Here is an 18,441-nt window from a genome sequence, read left to right on the forward strand (position 1 = left end):
GACTTTTAAAGGATAGCAACCCCACAGCAGCCTCTCCACGCAAAGATAGATGCCATATTCCCACACCACTAATCAAAACCAATGAGTTGCGAAAACCTTAAACAGCAAGCCACCGCCAGCAATTTCAAGCCTGCACTGGAAGTTGTACTTCCTGCCGATTCCTCCTACGATGCGTCGCGCGCCATCTGCAATGCCCGTTTCGACCTGAAGCCATGCGCGATTGCTTTTTGCCAAACCGAAGAACATATTGCATTTTGTCTACGCTATGCCGCCAGCAATGGCGTAGCCATACGCATCCGGTCGGGAGGCCACCACCACGAAGGCATGAGCTCCGCCAACGATGCAATGGTCATCGACGTATCGAAGATGAATGGACCGATCCGGTTCCTACCCGATCATACCGCCTGGATACCCGCGGGCAAACAGTTGGGAGATGACAGGATGCCGGGTACGGTATACCAGGAAGTAACTGCCGCCGGACTTATATTTCCCGGTGGCACCTGCGAGTCGGTACACATCGGCGGGCTGTTGCCGGGGGGCGGCTGGGGATTCTCCAGCAGAATGTATGGACTCACTTGCGATTGCCTGGTAGAAGCCATCGTCGTATTGCCCAACGGGCAAACGGTATCCGCCACTGCCCATAACGAATACAGTGATTTATTCTGGGCGCTGCAGGGAGGCGGAGGCGGCAATTTTGGCGTAGTATCCCAATACCGGGTACAGCTGTATCCGATCACGACAACAACCTGGCAATTTATCCTGGCCTGGTCGCCCGGCAATATGAAGCCGGCGGTGGACCGTTGGCTGGCCTTGTTTACTGGCCGGCTGTCCGACCTGGATGCAAGATTTTACACCGATGCTGCGAAAACCAGGCTGATACCCAGCATCACCTGCAGCATGCGCCTCAATGTAGTGGCCGACATCAACGACCCCAAAGCAGAGACCGCTGTCATGGCCAGTGTATTGTACGGAACAGAAAACGATGTGAACGACTTCCTGAGCGGTTTCCTCACACCAGCCATTACACCGGTAAGACAATTCATCGAAAACCTGTCGACCAAACAGACCAGCGATCCTGCCATCACCTGTGGCGGGCAAAAACGCCCCCACAAGATATCTTCCTGCTTTCCCATCGACACCGGCAACTGGGATCGCTTAAGTGATCAACTGACCGACTATATACTGAACCGTTCCGTCTTTGTCGCCGGTGTAAGCAAGTACATCAACCTGCAAAGCATGGGCGGCAAGATCAGTGAGATTGGCTCCAACGACACCGCATTCCCCTATCGCGACAAACCCTTCCTGATGCAAATGCAGGTCTGGTGGGATTCACTTGACCCCGCTATCAGCAACCCCGCCATACAATGGGTCGCCGATTTCAGGGATCACCTGGCCCTCACCGATCAGCAAACGCTCATCCCCCTGATAGAAGGCGCCTTTCTCAACTTCCCCGACAAAGACATGGACAGGGGGGCCGATATCAAAACCATCGCCGGCAGGTTGCAATGGTTGAAACACTATTATGCAGACAACCTGAATAGGCTGCAAACGATCAAAACCAAATACGACCCTGCCAATCTCCTTCAATTCGAAATGGGCATTCCCCTTTATGGCCTTACCTCATTCGCCGCAATCGTGTGCAACGATACAAATAACAGGCAGCAGCAGGTGTTTATGACCAACCAGGCAGGAGCGATGATGAAAATCACCTGCACCAACGGACAATGGGACAGCCACCCCACACCAATCCCCCTATCGGATAAGATCCCAGCCACCAAACAACTCATAGCGGCCTCCTCCAGAGAGTCGAACAGCCGTCACCAAAAAATGCTATTGCTCGATACGACCGGTAAAGTATGGGAGGTGGCCTGGAATGAACAATCCTCTGCACCCAAACTAACATCACTCGTCGACTACTTTCTGCAGCATGCCAAATCACCCATCCGCTGGATGTCTTGTCAGGTTGACGATGCCAGTGAAACGGACCGGATGACATCCATCGTTACCAGCAACAATACCCTGGTCGTCATTTCGGAAATGAATGGCCAATGGATCGGGGGGAACGGCAATGAGTGGGTCAATATACCCAACGAGTATACCGAAATGGCCCAATGCTCCACCAGGTATCGCGACGCTTTGCACGCATTCGTGTTGGAGGCCGGTGGTACAATATGGTATCGCTATTCGAAAGTCGTGGAATACAGCAATAACGAAAAGATGTACACAAAGGCATTGGACGCTTTGCATGCCCATTTTCCTAACCTGCCGGTTACCGGCGCAAAACATATTGCCTGCGCTACAGACAGCTCTGCAGTAGCGCGTATCGTCATCGTGGATACTAGCACACAGGCAGACCTGTGGTACATGGAACAGCCGCCCAATGGCAACTGGAACTACAACCCGGTCAATATACAGTCCGAGATCATAAAGGGCACCCCTGCCTGGCAACGCGTGGTAGAGTTTACCGGAATATCGGTGATACTGGATACACGATACAATGAATTGCATGTATATGCCCAGACGATCGGAGGCCTCCTCTACCACACGTTACGGTCGTCCAGCGGCAACTGGGCTGCCATGGACCTGGTGCCCACGGAATGACAGCACCCAATGAACGCACAGACGATTACCACTGATACAGCCAGGATTAGGCGGCTGCTGCATAAATCCGGGCAAAATCGGACCGCATGGTGCTGGGGCCTGTCTTGAATATTCGATAGTTTTATGTAAATGCTCGTCCTTATGCTGCGATCCCTTACTCTTTGCACCCTGGTCATTCGCCGTGCCCTATTGCTGGCTACACTGCTGCTCCTGTCGGGCCTGATTTCCCGGGTTTGTGCTCAATCCTACCTCAAGCCCGGCTTTGACAAGCGCGAATACCTCGACATGCTGCGCATAGCAGGCCATATTACGGATTCCGCCCTGGCGAAGGAGATGTCCGCTGCCCCCTTGGAATACAAGTCTGTTTACAAATCGCCCGAGGTTGGACTGATGAACCAGTGGCAGCTCTGGATCCGCCAGGACAAAAAAGTAGGCGTGATCAGTTTGCGGGGCACCGTCGCCGCCACCGCCAGCTGGCTTGAGAACTTCTATGCCGCCACCGTACCAGCCACCGGCTCCCTGCAGATCAACGACAGCACGACCTTTACGTACAAGCTGGCAGAAAGCCCCGCCGCTACCGTGCACGTAGGCTGGCTCGTCGGCCTGGCCCATATGGCACCCGATATTGCCAGTCATATCAAAACCTGGTACCAGCAAGGCATCAAAGAATTCATTGTGGTAGGACATAGCCAGGGAGGCGCCCTGACCATCCTGACACGCTCCTGGCTGCATTACCAAACCCAAAGCGGTGCCTTGCCCAAGGATATCGTCTATAAAACCTACAGCAGTGCCGCACCCAAACCAGGCAATATGCCCTACGTGTATGACTATGATTTTATCACGCGCGTCGGCTGGAGCTTTACAGTTGTCAACGCGCTGGATTGGGTACCCGAAACGCCGTTCAGCCTGCAGTCGCTGGATGATTTCAACGAAGTCAATCCCTTTGTCAATGTAAGCGCATCATTGAAACAACTGCCCTGGATAGCACGTACCTACCTCAACCACTCCTTCAATTCCATGAGACGCACGGCCAGGCGTTCGCAAAAGAAGTTCCAGAAATACCTCGGCAAAATGGTGTACAAGCAGGTACGCAAAACACTGCCCCAGCTGAAGCAGCCCGCCTACGCCCCTGGCAGCAATTTCATGAGAGCCGGCACCCCCATCATCCTGATGCCCGATGAGGCCTACCACAAAGCGCATGTCTTTGATGGGAAAAATGTATTTCTCCACCACATGCCATTGTCTTATTATCAACTGGTGACGCGGCAATACTAAGGAAGGCGCAGGAAAATGCAATCGCCCACGGGCGGCCGCGGGCGATCACAGGTATCAATAAACTATTTGATCAGAAAGCCGTAAAGCCATCCGGCACCTGGTCCAGTTCTTTCCAGACCGGGCTACCGGGAGCCGCCGGTGACACCTCGATGATCACGGCCGTTTTACCCGATTTGCCGGCATCCTTTACGTGGATGATGGCATGGAGCGTCATGGGCTTTTTAATCATGTAGTCGAGCATGGCAATGGTGCCCGAAAAAGTGGCTTTATCATGCTGAGCCGTCTTGGCGGGTTTGATCGCCACGACGGTCCCCACTACTTTGGAAGCCGGTATGCTCCTGCTTTTGATGTTGCGCCCTACCAGTCCATCGTAATATGCGGAGAGGTTGGTGGTGAGGGCCTGAGTGGTAATCGCCGGCGCCCCATCGAGCCACCACAGGTACACATAACTCCAATAACCTTTGCTGGTACTATCGCCCCAGCCAGGATGGAAGCGGATCTCCTCAAACCCTTTGTAAGTAAATAAGGGAGCAAAATCAGGTGGCAACGGAAACTCTTCGGTAGTATAGCCTGCCGGCGTGGGCAGCTTGAACCCGGTGGCTTTTCCCTGTGCATCGGCGGTGCCAGGTAATAACAATACAAAGGAAAATAGTGCGCCTAAGACGACGAACAACGGTCGAAAGGATTGCTGGTTCATAGTGCGATTGTTGGAGGTGGTTTATTGAACGGGCACCAAAATACATGCCCAGTGTTAATCGCATATGATTCAGTTCGTTAAAAATTCCATAAACGATCCTACTGTTCGTTTTCGGACTGGCACGTGTTCGTTTATTGCCTAGTTCGCAATCATGACAGGTTCGCCCGACCGCAGGAAGATGGTCCGGGGCGCGATGAACGGGTTGTTGTGGATGGCACGGTGCAGGGTGGATTCCTTTTCCTTGAAGTGCGTCCAACCCCTGACGTGTATGGGCAGGATCTTGCGCGGTTCAAGCACTTTGATGGAACGCAGGAGGTGATCGCTGTTCATCGTATAAATACCCGCCCCGGTAAGGTAACGGAACTGTACACCGCCGGCGTGCAGGATGGCAATATCGATGGTATAGCGCTGCGCCACCTCTTCAATACCCTTGAAGTAAACGGTATCCCCAGAAATATAGATCACACCGTTTTCCTGGCCGTCGTATTCGATCACGAAACCGATAACAGGACCGGATATAAATGCCGGTATCCACCAGGGATGGTGTTGCGCCGGCGTAGCCGTAATGCGCAGGCCTTTGACCTTGGGTGTATCGATGGCAATGGTTTGCCAGTTGGCCAACCCGGTCACGCGTGGCAAGTCCCGGGCGGCCTTTGTTGTCGACAGGATCGGCGCAGTCGTGGTATCGAGAAAAGCCTTCCCGTTGGTATCCAAGTTGTCTTTGTGCTGGTGATGGCTGAGCAGTACCAGGTCGATGTTACTGAGGGCGCCGGGCGGCAGGGCTGGATCATCTGTTTTACGCGACACGGCGCCATAGCCGTGGTAATAGGTGTTGCCTGCCAGGTCGAGCGTGGGGTCGGTCATGATGGTAAACCCATTGATATCGATCAGGATACAGGCGGTATCGATGTGCGTAATAGAAACATTCATGTAGGAAGGTTGTTGGCGGTTGCTGCTAAAGGTAGCAGACCCGCTGGTAAGCTTCAATTGATAGATCGGGGGAAAAAATGTATATTCTACGGCGCCTCGCAGTAAAAAAATCCGGCAACCGGATTCCAACCTTTCGACGATTGCCTCCTCTTATACAAAACCCATCATGCCCATGACCATTTTTCAGGCACCGTACTTCCTGTTGAGAACATGGTTGATCAGCCTTGGACTACTCGCGTCCTATTGCACCCAGGCACAGGACATCACCAACCCACAACAACTCATAACACAGGTACTACAACAACAAAGCCAATTGAACCGGCTGGCTTACACCGTTCGGATGGTAGACACCTTTGTAGACGGAACGGTGCGCAACCTGAGTGGCTTTTGTGATATTAGCGTGGACCCGGCAGACAAACTATTTGGCTTCTCCTTCCGCGGGCAGCGAACCGACCTCCCATCTCAATTGGTCTATACCGGCGGAAAGGCATTTTACATCAATACCGACACTAAAACCTACGCTGTTGACATGCGACCTGGCAAGTTCATTACAGGACATCCGGGTGGCCAGGTATTATTTCCAGAACTGGTGAACCTGGATACCACAGGCCACCACAGCGCCAGCGTGACTACCAACGACTCTTGTTATATCCTACGGCTCGACTACCCCGATCTGGAAGCATACGATGTCTCCCAACGATATAAGCTATTCTACATCGACAAAAGAGCCCTGCTACCAGTGCGGTCTTACTGGCACCAGTCTACCCTGGGCAAGCGCCAGGTGATCACCCGTCAATTACTGTCGATTTCCTTTGGCGAAAACGTGCGTCAACCTGATAACCTGGCAAACAAGCAGTTCCTGGAGGGTTACACCTTACAACAACCGAAAGAGGAAAAGCCTGCTTACCTGACTTTGCTGGGCAAGCCAGCACCAGCCTTTCAACTGACCGGCCTTCATGGTGGTGAAACCTCTTTGGCATCGATGGCCGGCAAAGTGATCTTGCTCGATTTCTGGGCGGTTTGGTGCGCGCCTTGCATCGAGTCGCTGCCCAAGGTCAATGCCATACAGGAAAAATACAAAAGCAAGGGACTGGAAGTGGTAGGCATACTCACGGATACGTCGCAAACCGAAGCAGCCCGTCGATTATTAACGATCCGCAAAATTGCCTTCCGGCAATTGATGAGCAATGGTGACATTGAAAAGCAATTCAAAGCGGCTGGCATTCCCCATTACGTACTGATCGACCGGAAAGGCACCGTCAGCTACGTACAGGCCGGTTTTATTGAAGTCGCCCTGCAGGAGGCCATCACGAAGGCCCTGGCTGAATAAATAGGCTATGGCGTGTCATCAGCCGCGCTGCCGTCCCGCATAAACGACCGGATAGATTCACCACCAGACACATCCGGATGCTCCACCTCGTGCCCGAGGTCAATAAAAAACTTTTTAAGGTGGTCATAGGTCGCACAATCCGCGTCGATGGATCGCCCATCGGCGATTTGCAGCTGATAACAGGAGAGGCAAACACTCAACATGGAAACGACATTTCCATCGACATCGTAAAATACAACGCCATCCCGGTAAATAGGAGCGCACATATAATACGGAATGTCCAGCACCGGTATTTGCAGGGCATGCAGCAATTCCGCTGTACGCACATGGTTGCCATTGAACGTATGGGTTCTTTCCGCAGCATAATTAATCCCGCCATGCACATCATAGAGACTGTACAAAGAGTTCATCAGGGATTCAACCTCCCAGATCCTTTTTTCGTCCTTACTGGTAAAACTGATGCGCCTGATCCGCTTCTGCATGAGTTCCTTGTATTCCGCCTTGAAGGCTGCCTGCTTTTCAATAGCCGCCAGACTACGCCCTATCGAAAAAGTTTCGATATACGAAAAAGACAATGCGGTAAAATAAGCGGGGGCGGTAATAGATGGTGGCAGTTCGTACATATCAGCAAGTTAGCAAGCGAACGGGATATATCATAGTCCGCGCACCGCTTGTCCTGAATTTATTAAAAATGCAAGTCGCCGCTCCCTCCTGTTCGTCAGGCTCGGGCACATTTGTTACCTTTAGAAAAAGCGGGTATATGTCAACATTACCAGTGCCACAAACGGATTGCGAACGACTGATTCCTTTACTCATCGTGAATAACATTCCACAGGCCGTGGAATTTTATGTCGGCAAACTTGGCTTCACCCATGTCTTTACCTGGGGCGAACCACCGGAAATCGCCGGGGTAAACCTGGGCAAGGTGTCCGTGCACCTGTACGAAGGAACTCCAGCCGACAACTCGGTGTATTTCGTCGTCAACGACGCAGATGAATTGTATGGCTACCATCAAAGCCAGGGCGTCGACATCTTGTTTCCACCGGGAGACCGGCCCTACGAATTGCGCGACTATGCCATCCGTGATCCCTGGGGCAACAAGTTATCCTTTGGTCACTATATACAATTGAAGACACCGGCCCTACCTATCGAAAGAGTAGAAGTACCGGTTCGACTGGAAAAAAGGTTAGCGGCCCTACTGGCCGACCTGGCAGAGCACAAGGGCATGACCATCGGCAGTTGCCTGGAAGAAACCCTACTGCACACTTTCGAAGTATTGGGGGAGGACAAAGGAGTTGCCAGCCCTCACACGAAGAAAACACATGCGTATATTCAGGAACTAAAGAAAAAACACGGCATCGACTACGATACCCATGCGAGCTACCGGTTTGTGGAGTAACCTACTTCTGGACGCCTTTCAGCCACTCTTTCACGATCTGAAGTAAGGCCTTCTCTTTCGCCTTCAGGTCCTGTACGTCGACGATTTTCACCATCCGTCGACCATCCGAGTAATCACCTTCCAGCAACCCGCTGGGGTCCTTAATACGGGCACCCGTAGGAAATACCAGTAGTACATATTCTTTCCTGTTTAGATTGACCACGGCAAGATCCCTTTTATAATCTTTGGCATCGAAAGCTTTCATCTCACCCGTGTAGTAATAGGCGGGGGAATTCCATTTCACCTGCTCCCCTACCCCCTTGATACTCAGCAGCAGTTTCCGCAAGGCCTTTAAAGTGTTGACTACACTCCCTTCCTGGGCCTGAATAAATTCATCGACTGTTGTGTAGGCTATCTTTTTAGCTGCTTTTGCCATAACCCCCAAGATAATAAACAGCCGATGTCTCATCAAATGTTTTTAGGGCGTTTACTTCTTGCGCATACGCGTCAATACATATTTCGTACGCCGCAACTGGCGCGAAGCATGATAATACAATTGTTCGTGGTAGAGCACCCAGCCACCCAGGGCACCAATAAGACTACCCAACGTGATGTCAAGGAAACGAAGCGTAATGAGTTGATTGGGTGAGTCGATTAGGGAGCCGCCCGCCTCTGCAAGAAAGAGAGTGAGCGGAGTTATGAATATTACGGCCAGCGCATAGTGTCGCACCACCAGTACTTCAATGATAAACTGCAAAACCAGTATACTGAGGCAGATATTGAGCGGCGTCATATGCAACTGCAGCAACAGCCAGGCAAAACCCAAACCGACGAATGTGCCCAGGATACGGTGAAAGCTACGCTGCCATACATGTTGCAAACTGACGCCCTGCATCACAGCTGCACAGGAGATGGGCAACCAATAGGGAAAGTTCAAGTGAAGCAGATGACCTACCAATATCGACAAGACCATAAACACGCCGACAATGATCGACTCCACTACGTCCATATACTTCTTTGGCTCGACAGGCGTCTCCGGCTTGGGCGGGTAGACACGCGTGATATACAGGCTATAAAAGAAAGCGAGGATGCAAGCCAACATGGTACCCATACCGATAAGCCCGACCCGGGTGGGGATCGCCGACAGGTCAAACTTCATACAACTGCCAATGGAAGCGATCATGATGAAGAAGAAACTACCAGGTGGCTTCATGTGAAAATACATCTTGACCCAATGCACCGCAAAGGCAAAACAACCTAAGGCGATACTGGCCATCCAGGGATTGAAACTAAAACACAAGGAAATCGCCATAGCAACCATAAACCCGAATGAACAGGCAATAAGCGTGATCATCCGGGTTGCCACAGTTCCACCCGGCAGGTAAAGGATCACCAATCCTCCGGTGGAGGCTATAATACCATAATTGAGTTTGTCGAAGTAAACACCTGCCAGCAACGGAATGCCTACACAAAGCGAGGCCAGCACAGGAATATGCCACAAGCGTTCTGTCTTCTTCAATTGAAACAACGCCTTCCATTCTCGCTCGATCGCCTGGGAGATAGATACCTTCATGCAGGCAACAAAGGTAGGAAAAATGCTACTTCCGCTCCGGCATCTTCAGCGTCAATGCCTTCTCCCCACGCAGCATCCTGGCCGCTTCACCCGTCAGCCATAAGTAATGGTCTGAAGGTTTGCCGTCGTTACCGATGAAAGAAGTAACCTTACTCACGGGTGGTGTATCCGTCGTTTTAAAGATCGCGGTCGCCTCGTTGACTTCGTCAAACATAGCCACATACAACATGGAAGCGCCGGCATTGATGGCCGTAGCGATCTGCTGCCAGTAGAACCTGCCGCCCTGCCGCGGTATCGACGCCACCGGCTTCACATCATCCGGAAACTCGTACTTGCTCAGGTTGTGCCAGCTAAATCCCGGATACACACAGGGCACGTAATCCACCTTATTTTGACGGCACCATTCAATGTCGGCGATCGTATTATCGCGGAACCGATCCATATCGTTGTGCAACAGCGGACTGTACCGCTGCACATTCCAGGGCAACACGATATCACATTGCCTGATCAGCGTGTGCAAATAAGGATCGGGCAGACAATCGGCATTGAGCGTGCGCCAGAAAGCCGGCACCCCGATCATCACCGCACAACCACCATATACCGGATCGTTTTGGAGGAAATCGATCAGCCGGTCCAGCCCGATATTACGGATACTGTAAGGCCGGTCGGGAAAACCCACGCCCCAGATCGCCACCACCGGCTTTCCGTTGTGTTGCAAATAGGTTTTCTGCCCCGCCTGGTTGGTGACTTTCAACTGGTCGACCAGGTATTTCCAGTCCTCGATCAACGCACTGCAATCTTCACCCGAACCACGTAGGCCCGACAGGTCATACATCATCGCAATGGCCCGGCCGTATTTGGAGGCAGATTCGAAAGCATGCTTCAGAATGGTAGCCGACACCGTATCCCTTCCCTTGGCATTGCCAAAGAAGCGTTGCATGAATACGCCATCCACCCCATACTGCTGCATCCATTTGAAATGAACGTCTACCGTACTTTTATCATGACTGCTGAAGAACTTCGCCGGCTGTCCATTGGCCAGTTTCCACGGCGTTTCATAGGTCTTGTCATATTCAGTTACATCCGGCCACATATCGATACCAGAACGTTCTTCGTTGCCATAAGCAAAGCGACGGGCACCCGTGCCGTCACCCTGGGCCCGGAACCAGCCCTGGTAACCGGCCATTACCAATCCTTTGTAAGTAGGATACTTTGATTGCTGGTGGTGTTTGGTTTGTGCCTGCCCAATGGAAGCTGCACTTAATACCAGCATCAGCCAGTAGAATGATTTCATTGTCATGAGTTGGAATGGTCTGTTGGAGTTGAATAACATTCAAGCCCGGTAGGTGGACACAAACCGGGGTTGGAATGTTCACTTGCATTATGGAAAATTCTTTATCGGGTCGGTTTGGTAGCACTGTAGCTGGTAGCGCCATGCACCCATTTGCCGGCTTCACCCGTCAGCCACAAATAATAATCGGAGGCCAGTTCATTTTCAATACCAATGAACTTGCGGCTACCGTGTAAAGGCAGGTCCGCTTCGCGGGCACATTTGTAGATGGCCGTACCTTCGTCGATCTCGTCAAACATGGCCACATAGAGGCTTTGCGCCCCGCTGATCTTCGCACCAGCTACCTGCCGCCAGAGGAATTCACCCTTCAGCCGCGGTATGGAATTGTATTGAGCGGGATCCATGCGCAGGTTGCCCCAGCTAAAGCCAGGAAACACCAGCGGCACATACGTGATCTTGTTGGTATTGCACCATTGTATATCGCCCGCCAGTTCACCACCAGCGACGTTGTTATAGTTATCATTGTTGTACCGGCCCACCGCCCAGGGCATCACGATGTCACTTTTCTTGATCAGCGTGTGCAAAGCAGGCGATGTTTCCGTGTCCTTCGAAAGGCTGCGCCAGTAATAAGGTACACCCAGCATCACCGACACTTTCTTGGAGGGTCCTTTGATCTTATCGACCAGCTTGTCGACATCAGCGGTTGTGTACCGGCGGTTGTCATTGAACCCTACCCCCCAGATCACCACCAACGGCTTCTTGTTGTGCCGCAGGTAGGTAGGATGCTGCTTGTTGTCGAACAGGGCGAACAAGATCTGCAACTCGTTCCAATCCTGCTCGAGGTAGGCTACATCTTCGGGGCTGCAGCCACTGAGGTCATACATCACGCAGATCGCACGGCTGTATTTCTTTGCCGCCTTCAAGGCATTCTCCAATACTTTATTGAAGTGCCGTTTGCCTTTTGCGTTGGAGGGTTTGATCTCCGCGACAAACCGCTGCATAAATACCCCATCAATGCCATAGTCCTTCATCCACTTAAAATGCAGGTCTACCGTTTCTTCGTCGTAAGGGCTGTACAAAGGAGCGTTTTTCCCATCGGCAAACTGAAACGGCGACGGATAGGTCTTCGTATACTCCTTCATATCCGGCCAGAAATCAACTGCCGAGCAGCCCGGCAAAAAACCGCCGCACTGTCCGTTCTGGTAATGATACCAGCCTCTTTCGGAGGCGTCGCCCTGCGCAGCAAACCATCCCTGGTAGCCCGCCATCACGAGCTTATTATACGACGTGTACAGGCAACCGGTTTCATCATACACCACTTCCTGTACGGGAGGGTCCGGCGGACCGGGTGGGTTGGGATTGTCGCCTCCATTCTTTTTGGAGCAACAGATCACCACCCACAAAGCAGGTAACGCGATTAGTGTTGCAATGAATCTCATATGATCAAGTTTTTAGTGACCCGTGCAGAATTCCAGGGCTGGCCCCACTGCCAGGAGCCAGCCCCTTCCTTCCTGCACATGCGCTGTCCAGAGCGACCTGGCCAGCGGATCTAAACGCCCAGCTTCACAGCCGGCGCATAATTGGGTTTGGAACCGCCGATGCCGATGAGGGCACCAATGCGGAAATGATAGTTGTTGCCGGGCTTCAACTGACCACTATTCGAAGGCAGGTCGATCTCCAGGGTGTATACATGATTGGGATCGGTCACGGCGTTCAAATTCTGCTCACTGGCCACCAGCCGCATCGTCTCTCCCACCCGTGAGTCAGCATGGGCATACAAGCCAATCTTCTGTACATTGTTGATCACGTTTTGCTGCAGCTTGAAGGTGGCGACGATCTTGTTGCCATTCTTCACGATGCTGGCATCCTTTACCCGGATATAGGGTGTCACCTTGAAATCGAGCGTAGTTTGACCCTTGATCTCGATGTCTTGAGGCGCGATGGGAATAAAATTGGGCTCGCTGATCTTGATGGTATAAGCATTGGCAAACATCAGCGTATTGGCATAAGAACCATCGTTCTTGAGCACCATGAATTGCGATTGCGGATTCTCGTACCCGTGCTCGATAAACTCTATGCGCGTACCGCGGATGATGTCCATTTGCACCTGCTCGTTGGTCGCCTCGTCGATAAACTTACCCGAAAGGCCTGCACTGGGCGCATCATAGTTATCCTTTTTACAGGATACCAGCGCGATCACCGAAGCCAGTAGTATGATCTGTAACTTTTTCATATAAATGTTTTAACGGAGATATTAATACTGGGGATTCTGCACCAAACCATTCGAGCCAACACCTGGAATATACCGGTAATAGGATTTGGTTTGAAAGGTTTTGGGATTGGTGTTGGGCGTATTCACCCGTACGAAGATGTACTTCTTGGCCGGTAATGCACGCAGGTCCTGCAAAGGCAACAACGTGTGCAAAAAGCGGTTATTGAACTCAGTATGGAATTCCCGGCGACGGATCAGGTCCCAGATACGCTTGTTCTCGAAAGCCAGCTCCACCCTTCTCTCCCGCTGTACATTCTCCGCCGTGAGCGCAATAGTGGTGGTATGACCGGCACGCTTGCGCAGATCGTTGATGCATTTGGCCGCCAGTGCCGCGTCGCCCTGTCCGCTTTCAGCTACTGCTTCAGCATAGATCAGCAATACCTCCGCATAGCGAAACTCGAGCCAGTCTGTAGTACTCTGGTTCCAGCCGGGCACAATAGGGTTGTTCTGGTTCATGAACTTCTTGAAAGAGAAGCCAGAACGGGTGTTGTTACCGCCGTAGGTATCGAAACCGGAATACATGGTCACATCAGCTGCACCATACGTATGGTAGGTGGTGCCCGCAATGGTAATCTGGTCTTTGGTACGGATCACCGCATTGCCATCAGGCTTTACATAACCCGCCTGTATCACGATATTGGTATTCTTCCACACAGTACCGGGGAGGATCGTTGTACCCCACAAACGGGCATCTTTATCCTTGAAGATCTCGTTGGGATTGTCGAACTGGCGATAAGCCGTGCCGCTGTTGAACCCATTGTAGTCGGTCACATTGCCATCCACCCGGGTATTGACCGGCGATGCCTGTCCTGGCGTAGTATAACTTTCATACTGATCGACCAGGTCGAGTGTGGGGTTCATACGACCCGGGTGCGGCCAGCCATTGGCCACCTGGGCCGGTTGGTACCAGATATCATAATTATGTCCCTGGTTGGCACCCGGCAGGGTGAATCCTTTGATCATAATAGCTTCGGAGCTGGCTGCATCATTGGGGCTCTGAAACAACGTGCGGTAGTTTTCTGCCGCTTCTGCCGGTGTGGCCGGGCTGGGCCTGAAGAGGGAGTAACCACCGCCATCGATGATGGCCTTGGCAGCATCCGCCGCTGCTTTGTAATAACCGTTGGCAGCGCCTGCGTCCACACCTACCAGTTTCTGTGCTACGGCATCGCCGTCGAGCGTAATGCGGTTACCGAATTTGGCAATTGAAGCAGCATGCAAAGCAGCACGAGCTTTCAGTGCATAAGCAGTCCACTTAGAAGCACGACGGCTTTTAGCAGTACCCAGGTTGTTGATGGCGATATCACATTGTTCCATCACATAATCCCAGGTTTCCTTTTCCGTGCTGCGGGGTACTTTCAGGGCTTCCGCATCACCGGTATACACCTGCGATTTCTTCATGAGGCTCACGCCACCATAACGTTTGGCCAGGGCATAATAAGCAAAGGCTTTGATAAAAGCACTTTCGCCGGTCAGCGCTGCTTTTTCGTCGTCGCGGATCTTCAGCGATGGAATGTAATCGATGAGCAGGTTCACATCGCGGATGAGCTTGTACCCCTGGTCCCACCAATGGAAATCGCCGTCGCCGATAAAGTCACCGAATTCGGTATGTACCGCTTCATCGGTACCCATGGCAGCGCTAAAGCCACCGTTATTAGGGTCACCACCATTTTGGTTGAAGCCGCCGCGGAAGAAAGCAAAATCCTCGATCGGCAATTGATAATAGAGATTGGCCATATAGACCTTAACACCGGCCGGATCGCCGAAGATGGCATCCGCCGTCAGTTTATCGGTTGGCTGCAGGTCCAACACCTTGCTACAACCTGTAGCTGATAAGGCTGCCGCCAGTATGATGTATTTGTAATGTGTCAGTTTCATTGCAAGCGCTTTTAGAAGTTAAGGTTGATGCCTACGTTGTAGATCTTCGACAAAGGATAGTTGAAGCCCGCATTGAAGAGACCTTCCAGTCTTTCGGGGTCAAAGGCCTTCACGAACGGATCAGCAATGGTGAAGAGGTTGAAGCCGCTGGCATAGAGGCGCAACTTACGGATGCCGCTGCCGCTGAACCATTCGATGGGGAAGGTATAACCCAGCTCCAGGCTCTTGAGGCGTGCATAAGAAGCATCTTTGCGCCAGACAGAGCTCTCCTTGTACATGCTGCCCACATCTCCATTGAAACGGGAAGCAGGCCATTTACCGGGTATCCACTGGCTCTTCGCATCATACGGGTCCGACAGGTGCCAGCGATCAAAGAAATAAGCCGGTGTATTACCGCGGAAAGCCATCACCTCTGCATATACTTCGCTGAAACGTACTGTATACATCGCAGCGCCTTGTATCAGCATGTTCAGGTCAAAACCCTTGTAAGAAGCATTGAGGGTAAGGCCAAAATTGATCTTGGGGTTCTTACCGCGTGGGTTCTGGTTGTCGTTGCTACCATTGGCACCGAGGTACATGGGCAACATATCCTTGTCGTCGATCATCCCATCGTTGTTGATATCGGCATATTTAAAATCGCCGGGCAACTCACGGATATTGGCCTGGTCACCATTTTGCAGCGGATAGCTGGCAATATCATCGGGGTTCTGGAATTGTCCGAGATAAGTATAAGACCAGATGATGTCGTCATAACGGTAAGCATTACCATTTTTCCAACGATCCCAGCTGCTTTGGAAAGGGCCTCTTTCCACATACAAATTCTGAGAACGGGCAAAGTTGAAGTTACCAGAGACGCCGAACCGGAAATCCTTACCTACGCGATCATTATAGCCAATGGTAAACTCGATACCCTGTGTACGATCACTGTTGAGGTTTTCCTGTGCCAGCGAAGTACCAAAGGTGTTGGGCAATGACAGGTTGCGCAAAGCGGGTATACCTGTTCTGTCACGACGATACACCGCACCTTCAAACGTGAGCCGGTTGTTGAACAAGCCCAGTTCGATACCAATGTCTGTCGTTTTAGCAGTCACCCAGGTCAGCAAAGGATTGACGAGTCCAGGGGCCGAAGCACCCGCGGTGCCTGCGCCGTTCTCAAACTCATACTGTCCGCCACCGCCCAGCGGGAAACCCTGTATCCACTGGAAGGGACCACCCGCCTGCTCGCCGACCTCACCATAAGAACCACGCAGTTTGAGGTTGGAGATGAAGCTGACATTCTTCATGAAGTTCTCTTCCGACAGTCTCCACCCACCAGAGATGATGGGGAAAAAGCCCCAACGGGTTTCGGGCGGATATGCGAACGTACCCATGTACCGGAAGGCGACTTCCAACAGGTATTTCTTATCGTAATCGTAGTTGAAACGGCCCAGTACGGCTTGCGAAGATGATTGACCTTCACCGCCGGAGTTGGTCATATTGTTGGCGCTGGCCGCGTTGATCTGATCGATGGTATAAAAATCATACAGCCTTCTCAGGTCGGCATTGCGCCCCCAGTCCTGCCGTTGCTCGAAGGCTGCCAGGCCCGACACGTTGTGTTTGTTGGCAATGGTAGTAGCGTAGTTGGCCTGCGCAATCACCACGAAGCGGTTGCTGTTGCCATAGCCATTCGAAATACCACCGGTGCCCACCCGCTGGGGCGACAGTACATATTCGTTATTGACATAGGTATAGAGCTTGTACGGCTTGGACACATCCTTGCCCTGGTAGCTGTTGAGGTCATACGCCGCCGTACCCTTCAGTGACAGGCCTTTTACAAAAGGCACGTCATAGATCAACGAGAAGGTTGATTGCACATTGCGGTTGACCGTTTCGCTGTAACCAGTCAGGTTGGCATTGGAGAGGGCCAGCGGATTCTGGTTGGAGGGCGATACTACAGCCGGGTATTCAGGATTGTTGTTGGCGTAAGGACGTTCTGTGGGCAACGTCACACGGGTACCCTTGAAGATATTGAAGAAGTTTTCACCCGGTGTGGTGCGCTTGTCGTAGCGGCCACCGATGAGCACTTCTGCTTTCAGGTTTTTCACCAGTTCGGTCGTAATGTTAGAGCGGAAATTGTACCGCTTGTAGTTCATATCATTGCTGCGCAGGTAGCTGTTCTCATCTACATAAGCCAGACCGATATAATACTGCGTCTTTTCATTACCACCAGAGGTGCTGATATTGTGTTGTTGCTGGATAGCGGTTTTCTTCATGGCAACATCGTACCAATCAGTGCTTTCATAACCGGGAGCACCATCGATCCATTTCTGCAATTCTTCTTTAGACACAAAAGGAGCGCCGGTAGCCAGCAGAGCAGCATCGTTGCGCATCTGCATCCATTCAGAGGCGCTGGCCATGCGGGGAACATCAGTAGGTTGTGAAAAACCCACGACGCCGGTATAGTTGAAGGTAGCACGGCCTCTTGCTCCTTTCTTGGTGGTCACGATCACGACACCATTGGAAGAGCCAAAACCATAGATTGCGGCAGAGGCATCTTTCAGGAAGGAGACACTTTCGATATCATCCGCATTGAGGCGCTGGAACTCGCCGGAACCATCGCGCACGATACCATCGATCACAAACAGCGGTGTTCCAAAACCCCGCAGGTTGATCATGTTTTCGAAGGTGCCGGGCTCGCCACCCAGCTGGCGGATCTGGAGACCCGCCACCTTACCCTGGAGTTTTTGCGCCAGGCTGACGTTGGTCGTCGTTTGGATATCCTTGTTGCTGATATTGCTGACGGAACCGGTCAGTGTTTCTTTCTTCCGCGTACCGTATCCTACCACCACTACATCCGACAACTGGTCGTCTGAATCAGCGAGGGTCACTTCGAAGATGGTGCGGGTGCCGATCTTTTCGACCAGATCTTTCTTTCCCACAAAAGAAAATATGAGTTCAGTGGCGGTTGCCGGAACGGTAATGGAAAAAGCACCTTCGGCATTGGTGGTCGCTGCCGATGTATAGGCATCGGTACCAGGCGCGGTGCCATTGGTGGTTCGTACGGCTACGGTTACACCGGGCAATGGTTTCCGGGCTGCGTCGGTGACCTTCCCGCTCAGGGTCTTCTGCTGTGCGACGACCCAACCGGGCAACGCGCAAAGCATTATGAGTAGCATGCAAGACAGTCGTTTCATAATTCAGTTAATTGTTTAATTGATGAAGGTTTTGGTCGTTGTACCG

The 18,441-nt window shown here is 52.0% G+C and carries 14 protein-coding genes; 4 read left to right on the forward strand and 10 right to left on the reverse strand.

The features are described from left to right. Positions 1-81 precede the first annotated feature (81 nt). Together P2W70_RS19170 and P2W70_RS19175 are read left to right on the forward strand one after the other, a co-directional pair. Positions 82-2,601, forward strand: a complete 2,520-nt coding sequence (locus tag P2W70_RS19170) for an FAD-dependent oxidoreductase (protein WP_276483124.1) — start codon at positions 82-84, stop codon at positions 2,599-2,601. Positions 2,602-2,742: 141 nt separating this feature from the next. Beyond that, positions 2,743-3,876: a lipase family protein gene (locus P2W70_RS19175; protein ID WP_276483125.1), complete on the forward strand. Its 1,134-nt coding sequence runs from the start codon at positions 2,743-2,745 to the stop codon at positions 3,874-3,876. Positions 3,877-3,946: 70 nt separating this feature from the next. On the opposite strand, the gene P2W70_RS19180 is transcribed toward P2W70_RS19175, so the two are convergent. Beyond that, positions 3,947-4,573 (reverse strand): hypothetical protein, encoded by a 627-nt coding sequence (locus P2W70_RS19180; RefSeq protein WP_276483126.1) that lies wholly within the window; start codon positions 4,571-4,573, stop codon positions 3,947-3,949. Between the two features lie 138 nt (positions 4,574-4,711). Continuing rightward, positions 4,712-5,503 carry an MBL fold metallo-hydrolase gene (locus P2W70_RS19185; RefSeq protein WP_276483127.1) on the reverse strand — a complete coding sequence of 264 codons (792 nt, stop codon included), beginning with the start codon at positions 5,501-5,503 and terminating at the stop codon, positions 4,712-4,714. Between the two features lie 172 nt (positions 5,504-5,675). Between P2W70_RS19185 and P2W70_RS19190 the strand changes: the two genes are divergently transcribed. Next, the gene (locus P2W70_RS19190; RefSeq protein WP_276483128.1) at positions 5,676-6,833 is read left to right on the forward strand and encodes a TlpA family protein disulfide reductase; all 1,158 of its coding nucleotides are present in this window, start codon (positions 5,676-5,678) and stop codon (positions 6,831-6,833) included. A 5-nt stretch (positions 6,834-6,838) separates the two neighbouring features. Here the strand turns inward: P2W70_RS19190 and P2W70_RS19195 are convergent, their stop codons facing one another. After that, a complete protein-coding gene (locus P2W70_RS19195) occupies positions 6,839-7,456 on the reverse strand; it encodes a hypothetical protein (protein WP_276483129.1) in 618 nt (205 codons plus the stop codon). Positions 7,457-7,593: 137 nt separating this feature from the next. Between P2W70_RS19195 and P2W70_RS19200 the strand changes: the two genes are divergently transcribed. Beyond that, positions 7,594-8,232: a VOC family protein gene (locus tag P2W70_RS19200; RefSeq protein WP_276483130.1), complete on the forward strand. Its 639-nt coding sequence runs from the start codon at positions 7,594-7,596 to the stop codon at positions 8,230-8,232. A gap of 1 nt (position 8,233) precedes the next feature. Here P2W70_RS19200 and P2W70_RS19205 read toward each other — a convergent pair whose 3' ends face one another. From P2W70_RS19205 to P2W70_RS19235, 7 genes are all read right to left on the reverse strand, one after another. Then, positions 8,234-8,647, reverse strand: coding sequence for a DUF1801 domain-containing protein (locus tag P2W70_RS19205; protein ID WP_276483131.1), 414 nt, complete (start codon positions 8,645-8,647; stop codon positions 8,234-8,236). A 51-nt stretch (positions 8,648-8,698) separates the two neighbouring features. After that, a complete protein-coding gene (locus P2W70_RS19210; RefSeq protein ID WP_276483132.1) occupies positions 8,699-9,784 on the reverse strand; it encodes an FUSC family protein in 1,086 nt (361 codons plus the stop codon). Positions 9,785-9,809: 25 nt separating this feature from the next. Further along, a complete protein-coding gene (locus P2W70_RS19215; RefSeq protein WP_276483133.1) occupies positions 9,810-11,078 on the reverse strand; it encodes a glycoside hydrolase family 99 protein in 1,269 nt (422 codons plus the stop codon). Positions 11,079-11,179: 101 nt separating this feature from the next. Beyond that, positions 11,180-12,514, reverse strand: coding sequence for a glycoside hydrolase family 99 protein (locus P2W70_RS19220; protein ID WP_276483134.1), 1,335 nt, complete (start codon positions 12,512-12,514; stop codon positions 11,180-11,182). Between the two features lie 110 nt (positions 12,515-12,624). Further along, a complete protein-coding gene (locus tag P2W70_RS19225) occupies positions 12,625-13,308 on the reverse strand; it encodes a DUF3823 domain-containing protein (protein WP_276483135.1) in 684 nt (227 codons plus the stop codon). 21 nt (positions 13,309-13,329) lie between these two features. Beyond that, the gene (locus P2W70_RS19230; protein ID WP_276483136.1) at positions 13,330-15,222 is read right to left on the reverse strand and encodes a RagB/SusD family nutrient uptake outer membrane protein; all 1,893 of its coding nucleotides are present in this window, start codon (positions 15,220-15,222) and stop codon (positions 13,330-13,332) included. 11 nt (positions 15,223-15,233) lie between these two features. After that, the gene (locus P2W70_RS19235; RefSeq protein WP_276483137.1) at positions 15,234-18,377 is read right to left on the reverse strand and encodes a SusC/RagA family TonB-linked outer membrane protein; all 3,144 of its coding nucleotides are present in this window, start codon (positions 18,375-18,377) and stop codon (positions 15,234-15,236) included. Between the last annotated feature and the right edge of the window lie 64 nt (positions 18,378-18,441).

It is taken from the genome of Paraflavitalea pollutisoli (genome assembly GCF_029360705.1).
GTDB classification, from domain to species: domain Bacteria; phylum Bacteroidota; class Bacteroidia; order Chitinophagales; family Chitinophagaceae; genus Paraflavitalea; species Paraflavitalea pollutisoli.

Coding starts and splice junctions, on each gene's coding strand:
- P2W70_RS19220 (WP_276483134.1), bottom strand. CDS start 12,514: ATGAGATTCATTGCAACACTAATCGCGTTACCTGCTTTGTGGGTGGTG.
- P2W70_RS19205 (WP_276483131.1), bottom strand. CDS start 8,647: ATGGCAAAAGCAGCTAAAAAGATAGCCTACACAACAGTCGATGAATTT.
- P2W70_RS19195 (WP_276483129.1), bottom strand. CDS start 7,456: ATGTACGAACTGCCACCATCTATTACCGCCCCCGCTTATTTTACCGCA.
- P2W70_RS19225 (WP_276483135.1), bottom strand. CDS start 13,308: ATGAAAAAGTTACAGATCATACTACTGGCTTCGGTGATCGCGCTGGTA.
- P2W70_RS19185 (WP_276483127.1), bottom strand. CDS start 5,503: ATGAATGTTTCTATTACGCACATCGATACCGCCTGTATCCTGATCGAT.
- P2W70_RS19235 (WP_276483137.1), bottom strand. CDS start 18,377: ATGCTACTCATAATGCTTTGCGCGTTGCCCGGTTGGGTCGTCGCACAG.
- P2W70_RS19190 (WP_276483128.1), top strand. CDS start 5,676: ATGACCATTTTTCAGGCACCGTACTTCCTGTTGAGAACATGGTTGATC.
- P2W70_RS19170 (WP_276483124.1), top strand. CDS start 82: ATGAGTTGCGAAAACCTTAAACAGCAAGCCACCGCCAGCAATTTCAAG.
- P2W70_RS19175 (WP_276483125.1), top strand. CDS start 2,743: ATGCTGCGATCCCTTACTCTTTGCACCCTGGTCATTCGCCGTGCCCTA.
- P2W70_RS19215 (WP_276483133.1), bottom strand. CDS start 11,078: ATGAAATCATTCTACTGGCTGATGCTGGTATTAAGTGCAGCTTCCATT.
- P2W70_RS19180 (WP_276483126.1), bottom strand. CDS start 4,573: ATGAACCAGCAATCCTTTCGACCGTTGTTCGTCGTCTTAGGCGCACTA.
- P2W70_RS19230 (WP_276483136.1), bottom strand. CDS start 15,222: ATGAAACTGACACATTACAAATACATCATACTGGCGGCAGCCTTATCA.
- P2W70_RS19200 (WP_276483130.1), top strand. CDS start 7,594: ATGTCAACATTACCAGTGCCACAAACGGATTGCGAACGACTGATTCCT.
- P2W70_RS19210 (WP_276483132.1), bottom strand. CDS start 9,784: ATGAAGGTATCTATCTCCCAGGCGATCGAGCGAGAATGGAAGGCGTTG.